The 15337-nt window shown below is 57.5% G+C and carries 12 protein-coding genes and 1 tRNA gene; 11 read left to right on the top strand and 2 right to left on the bottom strand.

Annotated elements, in window-relative coordinates:
• Positions 1-15 precede the first annotated feature (15 nt).
• The 9 genes from metG (at position 16) to VFQ24_08260 (ending at position 10560) form a co-directional block, all read left to right on the top strand.
• Positions 16-2094, top strand: a complete 2079-nt coding sequence (gene metG / locus VFQ24_08220) for a methionine--tRNA ligase (GenBank protein HET9178329.1) — start codon at positions 16-18, stop codon at positions 2092-2094.
• 97 nt (positions 2095-2191) lie between these two features.
• Positions 2192-2977: a TatD family hydrolase gene (locus VFQ24_08225; protein HET9178330.1), complete on the top strand. Its 786-nt coding sequence runs from the start codon at positions 2192-2194 to the stop codon at positions 2975-2977.
• Positions 2978-3112: 135 nt separating this feature from the next.
• Entirely contained in the window at positions 3113-4126 is a 1014-nt protein-coding gene (locus VFQ24_08230) for a polyprenyl synthetase family protein (protein ID HET9178331.1), read from the top strand.
• Between the two features lie 17 nt (positions 4127-4143).
• On the top strand, positions 4144-4737 hold the full coding sequence (gene cyaB, locus VFQ24_08235; GenBank protein HET9178332.1) for a class IV adenylate cyclase: 594 nt from the start codon (positions 4144-4146) through the stop codon (positions 4735-4737).
• Between the two features lie 75 nt (positions 4738-4812).
• Complete coding sequence (locus VFQ24_08240) at positions 4813-4998, top strand: twin-arginine translocase TatA/TatE family subunit (protein ID HET9178333.1); 186 nt, start codon at positions 4813-4815, stop codon at positions 4996-4998.
• A gap of 277 nt (positions 4999-5275) precedes the next feature.
• Positions 5276-5350 (top strand) — tRNA-Asn (locus tag VFQ24_08245).
• Between the two features lie 718 nt (positions 5351-6068).
• Positions 6069-7211, top strand: coding sequence for a DUF5009 domain-containing protein (locus VFQ24_08250; protein HET9178334.1), 1143 nt, complete (start codon positions 6069-6071; stop codon positions 7209-7211).
• 309 nt (positions 7212-7520) lie between these two features.
• The gene (locus VFQ24_08255) at positions 7521-8930 is read left to right on the top strand and encodes a hypothetical protein (protein ID HET9178335.1); all 1410 of its coding nucleotides are present in this window, start codon (positions 7521-7523) and stop codon (positions 8928-8930) included.
• A complete protein-coding gene (locus VFQ24_08260; GenBank protein HET9178336.1) occupies positions 8917-10560 on the top strand; it encodes a PQQ-dependent dehydrogenase, methanol/ethanol family in 1644 nt (547 codons plus the stop codon). The genes VFQ24_08255 and VFQ24_08260 overlap by 14 nt, the downstream gene beginning before the upstream one ends.
• A 24-nt stretch (positions 10561-10584) precedes the next feature.
• Here VFQ24_08260 and VFQ24_08265 read toward each other — a convergent pair whose 3' ends face one another.
• Complete coding sequence (locus tag VFQ24_08265; GenBank protein ID HET9178337.1) at positions 10585-11466, bottom strand: PIG-L family deacetylase; 882 nt, start codon at positions 11464-11466, stop codon at positions 10585-10587.
• 38 nt (positions 11467-11504) lie between these two features.
• Positions 11505-12785, bottom strand: coding sequence for an aminotransferase class V-fold PLP-dependent enzyme (locus VFQ24_08270; GenBank protein HET9178338.1), 1281 nt, complete (start codon positions 12783-12785; stop codon positions 11505-11507).
• Between the two features lie 501 nt (positions 12786-13286).
• On the opposite strand from VFQ24_08270, the gene VFQ24_08275 reads away from it, so the two are divergent.
• Both VFQ24_08275 and VFQ24_08280 read left to right on the top strand, forming a co-directional pair.
• Positions 13287-14213, top strand: coding sequence for a c-type cytochrome (locus tag VFQ24_08275; protein ID HET9178339.1), 927 nt, complete (start codon positions 13287-13289; stop codon positions 14211-14213).
• A 66-nt stretch (positions 14214-14279) separates the two neighbouring features.
• A complete protein-coding gene (locus VFQ24_08280) occupies positions 14280-15254 on the top strand; it encodes an SMP-30/gluconolactonase/LRE family protein (protein ID HET9178340.1) in 975 nt (324 codons plus the stop codon).
• The last annotated feature ends 83 nt before the right edge of the window (positions 15255-15337 follow it).

Genomic DNA, 15337 nt, shown 5'->3' on the forward strand with positions numbered 1-15337 from the left:
TGACCCATTGATTCAATGAATCAATCAACAAATCAGAAAATGAACAAATTTTACCTGACCACTCCGCTCTATTACCCGAACGCGCGCCTGCACGTGGGCTCGGCGTACACCACAATTGTCTGCGATGTGATTGCGCGTTACAAGCGTATGTGCGGCGACGACGTGGCGTTCCTCACCGGCAATGATGAGCACGGCGAGAAGCTGCAGCGCGCGGCGGATGCGGCCGGCGTGCGGCCCGGGGATTTTGTGGCGGAGAAACGGCGGCAGTTCATCGAGGTATGGAAGAAGCTGGGGATCGATTACACCCACTTTGTCTACACCGACCAACCCGAGCACATTATCAGCGTCCAGCGGCTCATCCGCCTGGCGCAGAAGAACGAGCCCGGCGTGATCTACAAGGGGACCTATCAGGGGCGCTACTGCGTCTTCGACGAGCGCTACGTTTCTGACGGCGCCGATCCGGTCAACTGCGACATCTGCGGTCGCCCGGCGGAATTGATCAATGAGCAAAACTATTTTTTCCGGCTCTCTGCCTTCCAGGACCGCCTGTTGGAACTTTACGAGCAGCATCCCGAATTTGTGCAGCCGGATTTCCGGCGCAATGAGGTGATCAGTTTCGTTAAAAGCGGCTTGCGGGACATCTCGATCAGCCGCCGGAGGCTGAAGTGGGGCATCCAGTGGCCCGACGATCCCGAAGAAGTTGTTTACGTCTGGTATGACGCGCTGGCGGGTTATATGACGGGCATTGGCTACGCCGAAGGCGAGCAGGGCAGCGCCGAATTTCAAAAACTCTGGCCCGCCGATGTCCACATGATCGGCAAAGACATCATCCGTTTTCACGCCGTTTACTGGCCGGCATTTCTGATGGCAGCCGGGCTGCCGCTGCCCAAAACCGTCTTCGCGCACGGCTGGATCTATTACGAGCAGGACAAGATGTCGAAATCGAAAGGCAACGTGGTTTATCCCGAGCCGATCGTGGACGCGCTCGATTCGTTCGGCGCCCCCGGCAACGACGCCCTGCGCTACTACCTGCTGCGCGATACGCCCTTCGGCCAGGATGCCAGCTTTTCCTATGACGGGCTGGTGCAACGGTATAACTCTGATTTGGCCAATGGGCTTGGGAACCTTGCCAGTAGAACGCTGATGATGGTGCAACAGTTCAGGCGCGGGCTGGTTCCGAAGGGCGTAAGCATCGCGGGCCAGCAGGACATATTCCTCCGATTAGACAACTTGATCTTCACGTACCAAGATGCCTTCGACCGCTGGGATCTCTCGGGCGCGCTCGGCGCTATTTGGGATTTTCTCTCGGCGGCTGACAAGCTGATTGTGGAGTGGAAGCCCTGGGAACTCGCAAAATCGAACTCTGTCGGTGACCAGGAAAAGCTCGATGCAACACTCTATAGTGTCGCGAATCTGCTGCGCGTGGTGAGCTTGTTGCTTTATTCGGTGATGCCCTATAGTGCGGAACGGCTGTGGAAGCTGCTTGGCTGTGAGGGTGACATTAAAGTTCAGAAATTTGAGGATTTGAAATCGCAAAGCCTGAAACCGGGGACAAAAGTTGGCAAGCCCGAGCCCATTTTTCCTCGTTTGGACAAGGCTGAGGCTGTAGCCCGGCTGAATGAATTTGCCGAAGCGGACCGCAAGGGCCATCAGGCGCCAACCGAAAAGGAGAAGACTGTGGAAACGCCATCTGGAGAAAAGCCAGCCAACACGGAACAGGCTCCGGTGCAGCCGACAGGCGCGCCCACCGCAACGCCCGCGAGCGAGAAAATCTCGATTGAAGACTTTGCCAAAGTGGAGATGCGGGTAGGCGAAATCCTTGCAGCCGAGTCCATTCCAAAAGCAGACAAGCTGTTGAAGCTTCAGGTGGATATCGGCACGGAAGTCCGGCAGGTGTGCGCGGGCATCGCGGAGCACTATAAGCCCGAGCAACTGGTGGGGATGAAGGTGGTTTTAGTCACCAACCTGCAACCGCGCAAACTCCGCGGGGTGGAATCGAACGGCATGATCGTTGCTGCCTCCGTTGGTGAGGAGGGCCGTCCTGTGCTGGCCACCTTCAATGAAGACGTTCCCAAGGGAGCGAAGCTTAGGTAATTGAGTCATTGGTTGATTGGCTGATTGAATCACGGGACGATTGAGAAATTCCAGAACAACAGCCAGGGACTCAATCACTCAATCAATAAATGAATCAATGAGCCAATTCTTTGTCGATTCCCATTGCCACCTTGACGATGCGCGGTTTGACGCTGACCGGGAGGAAGTGATTGAACGGGCGCACGGCGCGGGCGTTCGTTATCTGCTTACGGTGAGCGGCGGCAGCGGCCCGGACGATCTTGTCTCCGGAGTGCCCATTGCCGCGCGTTACGACTGGATTTACACATCCGCGGGCATCCATCCGCACGAGGCGAGAGGCGCCGAGGAAAGGCACTTTGAGATGCTACGCCACGCCACCCGCGAAGAGAAAGTGGTCGCCATCGGTGAGATTGGCTTGGACTATTTTTATGACCATTCGCCGCGCGAGATCCAGCAACGAGTCCTGATCCGGCAGTTGGAGATCGCCCGAGAGACCCATCTGCCGGTCGTCATCCACTGCCGCGACGCCTGGGATGACCTCGGGGAAGTCATTGCGGGGCATTGGGCCGGTTCCGGACTCGGCGGCATTCTCCACTGTTTTACGGGGAGCCGCAAGGAAGCTTTCAGGTTCCTCGACTGGGGTTTTATGATTTCCTTTGCCGGAAACGTGACCTTCAAGAAGGCGGAGGAGTTGCGGGTTGTGGCAAGCGAAATCCCGTTGGACCGGCTGCTGACTGAAACGGACAGCCCTTATCTTGCGCCCGTACCGAACCGTGGCAAGAGGAATGAGCCGGTTTTCGTGCTCGATGTGGCGCGGCAATTGGCGGAGCTTCGCGGCATGACAGCGGAGGAAATGGGAGCTCTGGCTGGACGCAATTTTTTGAAATCTCTAGGACTTAAGTGATGGCTTGCGGGCCGGGACCGGGGCGGCGCGACGAGATACTTTCCTTTGGCGAGCTTTTGTGGGACGATGTGAATTCTACGCACTCATTACCAGCGGCGTGATGCACGCGCGCTCCTGTTTTTGCAAAGGATGAAGGTGGCAGCAGACAATCAACGCGTAATTACGCCGAGAGCTTTGACCGTCAAAGATGTTTTTGACCTTGTGCGGGAAGACCTCGAGAAGGTGGAAAAGGAGTTCTGCCAGCAGACGGTTTCAAGCATCGAGGCCATTACTGAGATCGGCCAGTATCTGCAAGTGAGCGGCGGAAAGCGGTTGAGGCCCGTCCTGGTGCTGCTGGCCAGCAAGATGTTTGGTTTTGAAGGCGATCCGGCCATTCGCATGGGCGCGGCGTACGAGATGATCCATAGCGCGACGCTGGTCCATGACGACGTGATCGACAAGGCGGAAACCCGCCGGGGCCAGCCCTCCATCAATTCACGCTGGGGCAACCACATGAGCGTCCTGGCGGGAGACTGGCTGTATATGCAGGCATTCAGCATCGCCCTGGCGGAGCGGAATTTCAAGATTCTTGACCTGCTGATCGGGCTTACCCAGGTGATGGTTGAAGGGGAACTGCTGCAACTGGCCTACCTCCGCAAAACGGACCTGACCGAGGACGACTATTTTGAATTGACGTATCGCAAGACAGCCTGCCTGTTTTCAGCCTGCCTTCGAACGGGCGCCCTGCTTGCTGACCGTCCGGAGGAAGAGGAGAACCTTATCGCGTCATACGGCATCAATCTTGGCCTGGCTTTCCAGTTGATTGACGACGTCCTGGACTTTACGTCTTCCGAAAAGAAGCTCGGCAAGCCCGTCGGCAATGACCTGCGGGAAGGCAAAGTGACCCTGCCGCTCATTTATCTTCTGCAGATGTGCGACCCGGTGGATGCAAAGAAGGTTTCCCGTGTTTTGGATGATGGTGGATTTGAGAATGTGGCGTTCGCCGAAGTTCTGGAAATGGTGGACCGTTATGGCGCCCTGGATGCGGCCCGGAGGAAGGCAAAGGAATTTGCCGACGAGGCCAAACGCTGCCTCCGCATCTTCCCGGAGTGCATTTACAAGGACGCATTGGTTTACCTGCCGGACTTTATCATTGCACGCGAATCCTAGTCTCTCCCGGTCCCTCCATGCGGCATCGAGTTCCTTATGAAATTGAGATCAAGCTGAAGGTGGATGATCCGCGCGCTTTCAAAAAAAAGCTCAAAGAAAGCGGTTTCGTGATGGTCGAGCGCCGCCGCTTCGAGAGCAACCTCGTTTTCGACTTTCGCAATTCGCGTCTGCGGCGCTCACGGTCGCTGCTGCGTCTTCGGAAGACCGCGGGCCGCGATATCCTCACCTTCAAGGGGCCTCCGCGTCCCTCAGATTCTTATAAGGTCCGCCCCGAAATTGAGTTGGAGGTCTGCGACGCTGAAACCTTGCAGTGCATCCTTAAATCGTTAGGTTTGCATCCGATATTCCGCTACGAGAAGTACCGTACGATCTTCGCTGAAAGGGGCCGGCGCAGGACCGCGGATACGCCGGTGGCGGCCCTGGATGAGACACCCATCGGCACTTACATTGAGTTGGAAGGTCCGGGGGGATGGATCGACCGGAAGGCCATGCGGCTGGGGTACCGCAAGAAGGACTACATCAAGGCGAGCTATGCGGCGCTCTACCGGAAACAATGCCGCCGATGCGGGATCAGACCGGAAGACATGGTTTTCCTCCGCCACAAATCTTGATTTGGTTCTTGCGTGGGTTGGGTTATAATTGTATGCTATTCGTAATGTCGGTATCCGTACCAGAAGGAGCTTGAAATGGAAGGTTTGCTTCAACCAACCCATCTGTTCTTCATCCTGCTGATCGTTCTGATCATCTTTGGGCCGGGAAAGCTGCCGGACCTTGGCCGGGGATTGGGCAAGGGTATTAGAGAATTCAAGGACGCCATTAAAGGCGGGATAGACAAACCGGTCAATAAAGCCGAAGAAGAAAAGAAAGCGTGACCTATTCTCTCCTCCTGGTGAGTACCGCCGGCCCGATAGCTGTGGTACAACTTCAAGGCCGTCCCCATTACAACAAGGGTCCTGGACTGAGAAGTTCCCGTTCCCCTGAGCGACCGGAGGCAGTTTCTCGCGGTCAGCAGAAATCCTTATCCGCGGCCTGGCGATTTCTGCCATGGGCCTCTGGATTCGCCGGGGCTCCGTCGCGTTGACTGAGAAATTCGCGCTGTGCTATAAATGAGAACGTCAGCCTACCGCTGCTCGGGCCGTGATTCCTCATTCCTCGGTAGCTCAATGGTAGAGCATTCGGCTGTTAACCGAAGGGTTGCAGGTTCGAGTCCTGCCCGAGGAGCCAGTTTTTCGATCACTTAGCGAGACCGCGCATCCGTCTTCCTTCTGAGATGGTGACCAGCCTCTTATGTCATTCCTCCCGAATCCCTGACCGGCTCCAACCAATGAGCGCACCTGCCATCATACGAGTAGAAAAGCTCCAGCATCCTGGCAGGTTGTTGAAAAATTCATGTGGCGAGTCATTCCGAGGGCCGATGTTCATTTTCGGCCCGAGGAATCTGTTTTGGTTTCAGGGAATTGAAAGAAGCAGGTTCCTCGCGGAGTTTACCCTGATCCCCTTCTCCCTCCATGCGGGATCAGGGCAGTTCGCAAGCGGAGGGTGCACGGGCTCGAATGACACCCTTTCGAAACGTTTTTCAACAGCCGCCGGGTAGAAGCACAACCGCAGACGGTGGAAGCGGCAGGTGACACTTGCATGGATGGTCGAGTACCGAGAAACCTCAACTTTATTGCTGTTTTCGTAAAATTCGCAACCATTCGAGGCAATGCGTAAATAGTTGTTGAAGTCATAAGCAAGTTAAGGCAAGCTTATGGCCCAAGCTGTCGCAGCGGAAACCCTGAAAGCCCTTACTGAGGAGAGTTCCAGCTTCTGAGGCCGAGACGAAACATGGTTTCAGGTATGGCCAGAACAGCAAGCTCGATATTCTGCGGGAGCACGTCCAGGCGCACGTGCTGACAAAAGCCAGTGGGCAGTGAAGCGGCAGAAGATGAGGGGGTTCGAGATGGAAGGAGTTAAGGAGCGAGCGGCTAGACACCCAAAGGACGCGGTCCAATCCCCGGTGGTTGCGAGCCGGATTGCATCGCTGGATTTCTTTCGTGGTCTGACCATGTTCCTGCTGATCGGGGAATCGACCGAGCTTTACTCGTTACTGCGACATCCGGCTCTACACGGCACCCTGCTTGGCTTCATAGGCTGGCAACTCGATCATCATCCCTGGAACGGCCTCCACTTCTGGGACCTGGTCCAGCCCTTCTTCATGTTTATCGTCGGTGTGGCGATGCCTTTCTCCTTCGGCAGGCGATGGGAGCACGGCGACAGTTGGGCGAAGACCTTCCATCATGCCCTCCAACGGTCCGTGCTGCTGCTCTTCTTTGGCTGGGCGCTCTATTGCATCGGCCCGGGCCACATCACCTTCGAGTTGTGGAATGTGCTGGCGCAACTCTCTTTTACCTACCTCGTTGCTTTCCTGATGATGCGCAAATCCACGCGGACGCAAATTGGCTTTACCTTCCTGCTGCTCATTATCACCGAAGTGCTGTACCGGACGTGGCCGGTTGCAGGATTTAATCAGCCCTTCGTCCCGGACCACAACTTTGGCTCCTGGGTGGATTTGGCGATCATGCCACAGCTTTCTGCCGGACACTGGGTAGCGTTCAACGCAATACCGACGACGGCACACACCATGTGGGGGGTACTGGCCGGATGCGTGCTGAAGAGCAGCCGCACCCACTGGAACAAGATCAAGACGCTGGTTGTTCCGGGACTCATTGGCGTCATCGTCGGTTTTTCGCTGAATCCCGTGGATCCGATCATCAAGCGTATTTGTACCGCTTCCTTTGTGATTGTCAGCGGCGGTTTTTGTCTGCTGGCTCTGGCGCTTTCCTACTGGCTGATTGACGTGAAAGGCTGGAAGAAGTGGGCCCTCTTCTTCAACATCGTGGGGATGAATCCGCTTTTCATTTACCTGTTTACGAACAGCTATGGGGCGGAGTGGTTCCACAGGATCGCACAGCCCTTCACCATGGGGTTGTTTGGCTGGGCGGGGCAGCTCACAGGAGAAATAGTAACCAGCGTCGTCGTCTGGGGCATGCTCTGGTACGTCTGTTACTGGTTGTACAAGAAAAGGATCTTCATTAAGATTTGACCCCGCAAGATAGCGGGACGCCGTGTTATGTGGACCGGGTCCAGTCGAGGCTTGATGCGCCGAAATCCGAGCCCGAGATTGCGGCGTTTCTGCTTCCTGGAAACGCCGGGCTTCCGGCCGCTGCGCCCAGAGATGTTCCCCCGGTTTCCCCGCAATGCAGGAAGCTCGATCGCGAACGGGAATGAACTGCGTTTCCGCATATGGGCGCTTTAGATTCGGGTCCGGGTAAGGCACACAGGTCTGGTGCTCCTGATTTTCACGTCAGGATGTTCCCCGCGCAGCCTGTATCCCAGGGTGGGTGGAGGAGTCATGCGATTGCGTGTGGCGGCCGTCGCGGTGTTGGCGCTGAGTTTTAGCCTGATATCTGCGGCATTTGCAGTTGGTCAGCAGGATGCCCCAGCGAGCGTCTGCACCGTTCAGCAAGCAGACTTTCACGGCTGGAAAGCCGAGCAGATTTCGAACCAGTGGACGACACTGACCATCGTTCCGCAACTGGGCGGACGGTTGATGCAGGTCGAATTCGGCGGTCATCCTTATTTGTTTGTAAATCCCCAATACTATGGCCAGTATTTGCCTCCTTCCGAAGGAGCGGCCAAGGGCAAATGGTTCAACTACGGCGGCGACAAGGACTGGCCCCTGCCCGAAGGTTCCGAGGATGAGCAACACTGGGCGAGCGCCCGCTCCGACGTGCTGGACGACGGTGAATATTCACTAAAGGTCATCTCGCAAGGCACGCAGTGTGCCGTCCAGTTGGAGGGTCCCTCTGACCCCAGGACGGGCCTTCAGTACTCACGCGTGATCAGCCTTGGCGCGAGTTCTCCGCGCATCACATTTCACGCAGTGATGAAGAACATCACCGGACATCCGATTGATTGGTCCATCCAATCGGTTTCCCAGTATGACACTGCCGACCCGCGCGACAAATCGCAATACAACCACCAGTTCTGGGCGTTTACGCCCGTCAATCCGAACAGTTCTTATCTTGAAAGCTATCACGTACGCAGCGGACCGGCCGATCACCCCTCGTTTTCCATCCGCGACGGCAGCCTGTTTGCTTTGCATTGGAAGTACCTGGAGGCGGAGGTCTGGCTGGATTCGCCGGCCGGTTGGGTGGCGGTTGTGGATGGCTTGCGGCAATATGCTATGGTGGAGCGCTTCAAATACCAAAAGACGGAAGAGTATCCCGGCAAAGCGTCGGTTATTTTTTACCTGAACGGGGCCAGGCTCCATCTCGACCAGAATGGCATGCCCGCACTGCGGCCGTTGAACGCGCTGGACACGCCATACTACATGGAAGCGGAGTTAAACAGCCCAATGGTACATCTTCCAGCGGGAGGGACCTACGCCTTTGACACCGAATGGTTCCCGACCCGCGTGGGAGAGAACTTCAAGACCGTCAATGACGCCGGGTTGGTCAGCAATCCGCTGACGGTGACCGAGACGGCAGGCGGCCTGAAGCTCGGAGGATCGTTTGGCGTATTCTACGCGGGACATCTGATTGCTCATCTCTACGACCGCGGAGGAATGCCGGTCACCGACGTTCCTCTCATGGACGTTTCTCCTCTCGAGCTGGTAAAGCTCGACAAGACCATCGAGGTCCCGCCGGGCGTGGCCTGGCTTTCGGTCCACCTGGTGGACGCAGAGGGTTCGGATCGCGGAGCGCTGGGCGAGGTCCACGTGAATCCCCAGGAGACAATTCAACTGAATGAACCGCGCTAAAGCAACTTTGCTTCTCGGGATTGGGATTCTCCTTCTGGTTTCGCTCCCATGCTTTGGACAGCGGGGCCCCGTCTCCGCACGTATTGACGTGAACGAGCGCGATCTGCTGGCCAAGCCCGTCGGGGCGAACTGGACCTCGTACAACGGCGACTATACCGGCCGGCGCTATTCGAGCCTCTCGCAGATCACTCGCGAAAACGTCGACCGTCTCCGCGCGCAATGGGTATTCCATTCGAGGAATTCCCAACGGATGGAAGCGACCCCCGTTGTGATTAACGGCGTAATGTACATAACCAGCGCCAACGACGCCTATGCGCTAGATGCGCGCACGGGCCGGATGCTGTGGAGCCACACCCGCCCGATCACCACAGGCCTGATCGAAGATGCCTCCGCGCACCACAACCGGGGCGTCGCCGTCTGGCGTTCCAGGGTTTACATGGAAACTGACGATGCTCACCTCCTGTGTCTGGATGCCCGCAGCGGCAATCTGATCTGGGACGTGACGTTCGGAGACATCAAGGAGAACCCTGCAAACGGCGCCACCAGCGCCCCGCTGATCGTTAACGGCAAGGTGATTATTGCCCCCGCCGGCGGCGACGCGGGGGTGAGAGGGCGGATTGAAGCGTTCGACGCAGAGACCGGCAAACTTGTGTGGAACTTCTGGACCATTCCAGGACCGGGTGAACCGAACTTTGGCACCTGGGGCGATGGCGACATCTGGCAGCACGGTGGCGCCACGGCCTGGATGCCGGGAACGTACGATGCCGAGACGAACACTCTCTACTGGGGCACCGGAAACGCGGCCCCGGACTTTGAAGGATCGCAACGCCCTGGGGATAATCTATATAGCGCCTGCGTGCTGGCGCTCGATCCCGATTCCGGAAAGCTGAAGTGGTATTTTCAATTTACTCCACACGACCTGGGCGATTTTGATGCCGTCGAAACGCCTGTCCTCATCGATGGCAGTTACAAGGGCGAGCCGCGAAAGCTGCTGGTGGAAGCAAACCGCAACGGCTTCCTCTACGTGCTCGACCGGACGAATGGCAGGTTTCTCGGCGCTACTCTATTCGAACCGTCGGTTAATTGGGCCAAAGGCATTGACGCCCATGGCCGGCCAATAACCACCGGCGTGATTCCCACTCCAGATGGAACAAAATTTTGCCCGGGTATTGTGGGCGCCACCAACTGGTTCTCGCCATCGTACAATCCCCAGACGCACCTTTTTTATTTCATGGCCCTCCGCACCTGCAACATCAGCCGCGCCACGCCTCAGCCTTTTGTCAAAGGCGAGAGTTATTACAACACGGGTGTTGAACGCGTCCCCGGCGAGCAAGGGCAGAAAACCTTTGTGGCCTTTGACGTCGCCAACGGGAAAATCGCATGGCGCTATCCTCAGATCGGCAGAGGCAACTCCTGGGGGGGAACGATGACCACGGCAGGAGGCCTGGTCTTCTTCGGCGACGATGCCGAAAGTTTTGAGGCCATTGACGCACGCGACGGCACACCGCTTTGGCATTTCAATACGGGACAGGAGATGCACGCTTCCCCCATGGCTTATGCGGTGGACGGCAAGCAGTATGTTGCCATCGCCGCAGGAAGCGACATCTTCAGTTTTGCCTTGCCGGATTAATGGAGTGCCGTGCCCCAGGAATGGTCAGATCGTGCTCTGGCCTCCTATGGCTGGTGATGAAAGAGATCCGGTGCGACGGGCGCCGTAATCGGGCGGAGACATCAGCGCCACAGCGTATTTGAAGCGGCTGCTGTCTTTCTGTCCAATTCTTGCCAGGCTGCCGCGTGCCACGGCCAGGCTCCGGTAGTAATCATCGTAGTGAAATCCCGTTTCACCCCTCCACATGGGGAAAACCGCGCAGGCTTCAACCCAGCGGTTGAAAACGTCGCTGACGTCCAGATAGATATCCTGCCGGAAGCCCTCCGCGTCCTCCCAGTTCTCAGCAAACAGAAGCTTACCCACCGAATGGGCCGTGTCTTTTCGTTTGATTCCTGGAAGCCCGGCATAAAAGATCGCATCGTCCACGATGTTGTAACAGGCGCGATGGTCCTTGTGGTAGCTGCCCTTCCAATGCGTGATGATGATTTCCGGCTTGTGCTGCCGGATGGCGTCGCACACCGCGAAGCGCGCTTCCTCGTCGTCGGGAAGTTCGCCGTCGGGGTAGGAAAGATAGGCCGTCTGTGCTCCCAGGATTTTGGCTGCCTTGCCGGTGGCCGATACCTGCATAGCGCCGTATTCCGCCTCTGCAATGGCCGGATTGCCCCGCTCGCCGTGGGTGAGGTTGAGAAAAATTCCCCGGCCCCCTGTGCTCACCTGACGGCCCACCGCTGCGCCCATGGTGAACAAGGCGTCTCCCGGATGAGCGGCAATGGCCATCAGCATGCCTGGCGCGGACTGCTCGGGGGTGTTTTCGGAAGGTCTCTGCCCAGGATTAGCACCGGGTCGGGCGCTGCCTGTTCCCACGGAAAGCGCGGCAGCCCCCATCCCAAGTTCTTTCAAAACGTCCCGGCGGGAGTGGTGCTTCATAGGAATTAGCTTTCGCGTTCTGCCGCCACAGTAGGGAATCAGGCCGCGCTGGCCTTGGAAAGGACCTCGTGGAGACGCCTGGCAACAATCGCATCTTCTCCCGGCTGCATCATCCAAACGCCCACCACGATTATGTTCGGTCCGGCCGGAAGGCCATTCATCAGGCTGCCGGCATTGCCACCCGTGGCTGGGTTCAGCGCAATGCTCGGCGTTCCCTGCAAGAGCTGGGTCTTCACGTCCTTGCCGGAGATCTTCACCCGTTTCATGTCATAGGTAATCAACAGGTGCGGGACGTTATTGGCTACCGGCGGCACAAAAATCCGGGTTTCGACCGATGGAATTTTCTGAACGGCGGCGGCAATCGTCTCAGCGCGCTTCTGGAAATCGGCGCGCATCGCCGCCTCATCCTGGTCAACGAACCAATCAACAGCCGCCACAAGTCCCACGATCTGTTCCTTGGAGACTTTCATGCCGCGCCCAACCGTGTCGCTGTAAGGGCAATTGTTCATCGCGGCCGCGTCAATCAGCTCTTTGCGGCCCAACAGCAATCCGCTGTTCTGGGGTCCACGCAAGCCTTTGCCGCCCGAAAACTGCACCAGGTCAAACCCCATCTGGGTGTACTCCCACAGCCGCGATATGGGCGGGACGTCAGCAGCCGCGTCGTTCGAGGCCGGCACGCCGTGCTTGTGCGCGATGCGGATCCAGTCTTCGCGGCTGATCTGCCCGCCCTGTGCAGCGTTAAAAAAATGCGCCATGGCCGTACGCGGCGTGAAAGCACGATCGTAATCCTCCAGCGTTTCCACCTCCACCATCTTGACCCCGCAGCAACGGATGGCATGATCGTATTCGTACCGGTGCGCCCTTTGAATCAGCACTTCATTGGGCAGATCGGAAACATCGTTCGGCACATTGAGGATGGCGCGCTCTCTCCCGCGAGTCATGGAGGCAGCCGTTGCCAGCGTCACTGCGGACGCCGCCCCGTCGCTTACCATCGCTGCTTCGCAACGCAATCTTTTGGCCAGATATTCTCCGGCGGCCTTTTGCAGCTCAATCAGTCCTACCGGATTCAAGGCCGCGCGTTCGACGGCTGCACGCACCTGCGGAGGCATGATGGACGCCGTCAGGATCGTATACGTGCCTGCCGCGTTGATAAAAGGAGTCACTCCCAGCTTGGCGTAGTAATCTTCTCCGGCTGGCGCTTCGTGACCCTGTGGCGCCGCAGCAAGGTCGGGGACCTGGCGCCCCGCTATTGCCGAAGCGGCGAGGACACCGCTTCCCCACTTAAAAAATTTTCGTCGCGAAAGAAAGCTGGTTGCCATAAGTTTGCCTCTTCTATCTGATTCAAACGGTCAGGACCGGCCGCTCGACCAATGACCGGTTGACTCGACGGATGTCTTGAAAAGAGCCTGCAAGCATCCTTCTGCCTGTTCCTGAGCTACGCCTAAATTACCTTGCCGGGACGGGTGGGTCAAGCAATTATCCTGCACGGCTTGCCCCGTTTTGCTGCCAGGCATCGCCGCAAAGCCGCGCAGGTGCGCCTTCCTGGAAGTCAGAGCGGGACCAGAATTACCTGTTCGCGGATCAGCGCCGTGCGCCAGCGCCAGGGGGTCGGACATTCAGGTCCGACAGAAAACGTGTGATTACACTGCCGGTCGAGCAAATTGACAGCGCCCATGGGTTGCCGTAGACTGCCCGGAGTCGCGGGCAGCAGGAAATGAACGGAAACGCTTACAGAAAAGGGAGACACTAACCCGGTCGAAATTGCTTATGGACTGGGACGATTTGTCTTGTCCATGCGGGGCGGCCAAAGGGCGCTTGATATGAATAGACCGAAGGGCGATGCCGGCTTGATAGGAACCGTGCAGCGGCGCCGGCAGCAGTGCGGAAGAGCAGCGCATCGACATGTGGATGGCAACTCCACGCCGACCACCACACGGCGCACGATCTTCCTCTGCGCCTGTCTTTTCGCCATCGCAACGGTTTGCCCTGCTCAACAGACCAACTCAAACATGGGACAGCAGCAACGCGATCACGCAAGGCGGTCGTTTGCGAACCGCTGCGCCCCCTGCCACGGTCTGGATGGGCGTGGCGGCGAACACGCCCCTGCCATTGTTAACACTTCGGGCGCATCGGCCAGATCGGACCAGGAAGTGGCGCGGATAATCCGCAGCGGCATTCCCGACAAAGGGATGCCGTCGTTCCACTTCCTGACGAACCCGCAGATCGATGAGATTATCAGCTACATCCGGTATTTGCGGGGCGGCGGAAACACCGCGAATCTGAAGGGCGAGCCGGCAGCGGGATCAAAACTCTTTTTCGGCACCGCCCGATGCTCTGACTGCCACATGATGAACGGCAAAGGGGGCTTTATCGCGTCTGACCTGTCTGAGTTCGGGCGCACTCACTCAGAAGAGGAAATCCGAGAAATGATCGTGCAGCCCAATAAGGTCCCTAGTCCCGAGGGGCAACGGGTCACGATCGTCACGAAGTCTGGCCAGACTCTGTCCGGCCTGGCGCGAAACGAGGACAATTTCTCAATCGCATTGCTTAGCGAAGACGGCGTCTTTCATCTTCTGATGAAGTCCGAAATCTCGAAGATGACCCGCGAACCGCAGTCGATCATGCCGGACGACTACGGAAAAAAGCTGAGCTCGGCGCAACTGGATGACCTTGCCAGCTTTTTGATTCTTAGCTCAGCCCATAAAAGCCCGCCGACCGGGAGCGAGAGTTCGGAAGGCTCCGAATGATGGTCCCGAGAGGTCCACTCGGCGTTGGCTGCGGCAAATAACATATGGAAAGGTGTGGCGTCCTCAATGAAATCAATAATCGTCGGATTGGCCCTGTTACTTTCGCTGCCGGTCGCGCTGAAGGCGCAGGCGCAGCATGCTCCACGCAAATTCGAGCTCCGCGCAAATTCGCCAAAGTTCTGGAAGCTGATTGGGCGGCATGCGCAAATGAAGCGCGTGGCGACCGGGTTCGGTTTTACGGAGGGGCCTGTGTGGGACCCGCACGGGTTTCTCTACGTGAGCGACGAAATCCAAAACAAGATTTTTAGGGTTTATCCCGATGGGCACAAGGAAACTTTGATTTCTCTGGGCAATCCCGACGGAAACACGTTCGACCGCGAATTTCATCTTCTCGATTGCGCGAGTGTGCTGAGGGCGGTTATTCAGGTCGATCCCGACGGCCATTACAAGGTGCTGGCGGACCAGGTTGAAGGAAAGAAGTTCAATACCCCGAACGATATTGTGATTGGCCCTGACGGCGCCATCTACTTTACCAACCCTACCCTTGATCTTACCAAAGACCAGAAACAGGAGATTCCTTACCAGGGCATTTACCGGCTCGATGCGCAAGGCGACGTTCAGCTCCTTGCCAAAGATATGGCCCAGCCGAACGGGCTGGCGTTTTCACCGGACGGCAAGAAACTTTACGTGGACGACAGCGAGCGGAAGGACATCCGCGTGTATGATTTTCTGCCGGGCGGCAAATTGGCAAACGGCCGTCAGTTCGGAACCGAAGAGGGCGGCCCGCATGAAGGCGTTCCTGACGGCATGCGGGTGGACCGCAAGGGCAACCTGTTCGTCACCGGGCCTCTCGGCGTCTGGGTCTGGGACCCCGAAGGAAACCATCTGGGCACGATTGTGGTCCCCGAACAGCCGGCCAATCTGGCCTGGGGCGATCGGGGTTACGGCACGCTCTACCTGACGGCGACGACATCGGTCTACAAGATCCGTACGCGGGACCGCGGGTTCATTCCTTACCTGTCGAAGCCGAAACGTCACTGACCGTTTGGCGCCAGGACTTCCGGGATGGCGTTGCCTTGCGATCTCCTTTTTCCTTCGACGCATCTGACTCGAACTGCATCAAC

The sequence above is a fragment of the Terriglobia bacterium genome, assembly GCA_035712365.1.
Lineage (GTDB): Bacteria > Acidobacteriota > Terriglobia > UBA7540 > UBA7540 > SCRD01.

What these genes read in the sequence shown, in the direction of transcription:
- cyaB (HET9178332.1), top strand. Translation starts at nt 4,144, where the DNA reads ATGCGGCATCGAGTTCCTTATGAAATTGAGATCAAGCTGAAGGTGGAT.
- VFQ24_08250 (HET9178334.1), top strand. Translation starts at nt 6,069, where the DNA reads ATGGAAGGAGTTAAGGAGCGAGCGGCTAGACACCCAAAGGACGCGGTC.
- VFQ24_08280 (HET9178340.1), top strand. Translation starts at nt 14,280, where the DNA reads ATGAAATCAATAATCGTCGGATTGGCCCTGTTACTTTCGCTGCCGGTC.
- VFQ24_08270 (HET9178338.1), bottom strand. Translation starts at nt 12,785, where the DNA reads ATGGCAACCAGCTTTCTTTCGCGACGAAAATTTTTTAAGTGGGGAAGC.
- VFQ24_08275 (HET9178339.1), top strand. Translation starts at nt 13,287, where the DNA reads ATGAATAGACCGAAGGGCGATGCCGGCTTGATAGGAACCGTGCAGCGG.
- metG (HET9178329.1), top strand. Translation starts at nt 16, where the DNA reads ATGAATCAATCAACAAATCAGAAAATGAACAAATTTTACCTGACCACT.
- VFQ24_08265 (HET9178337.1), bottom strand. Translation starts at nt 11,466, where the DNA reads ATGAAGCACCACTCCCGCCGGGACGTTTTGAAAGAACTTGGGATGGGG.
- VFQ24_08225 (HET9178330.1), top strand. Translation starts at nt 2,192, where the DNA reads ATGAGCCAATTCTTTGTCGATTCCCATTGCCACCTTGACGATGCGCGG.
- VFQ24_08255 (HET9178335.1), top strand. Translation starts at nt 7,521, where the DNA reads ATGCGATTGCGTGTGGCGGCCGTCGCGGTGTTGGCGCTGAGTTTTAGC.
- VFQ24_08240 (HET9178333.1), top strand. Translation starts at nt 4,813, where the DNA reads ATGGAAGGTTTGCTTCAACCAACCCATCTGTTCTTCATCCTGCTGATC.
- VFQ24_08260 (HET9178336.1), top strand. Translation starts at nt 8,917, where the DNA reads ATGAACCGCGCTAAAGCAACTTTGCTTCTCGGGATTGGGATTCTCCTT.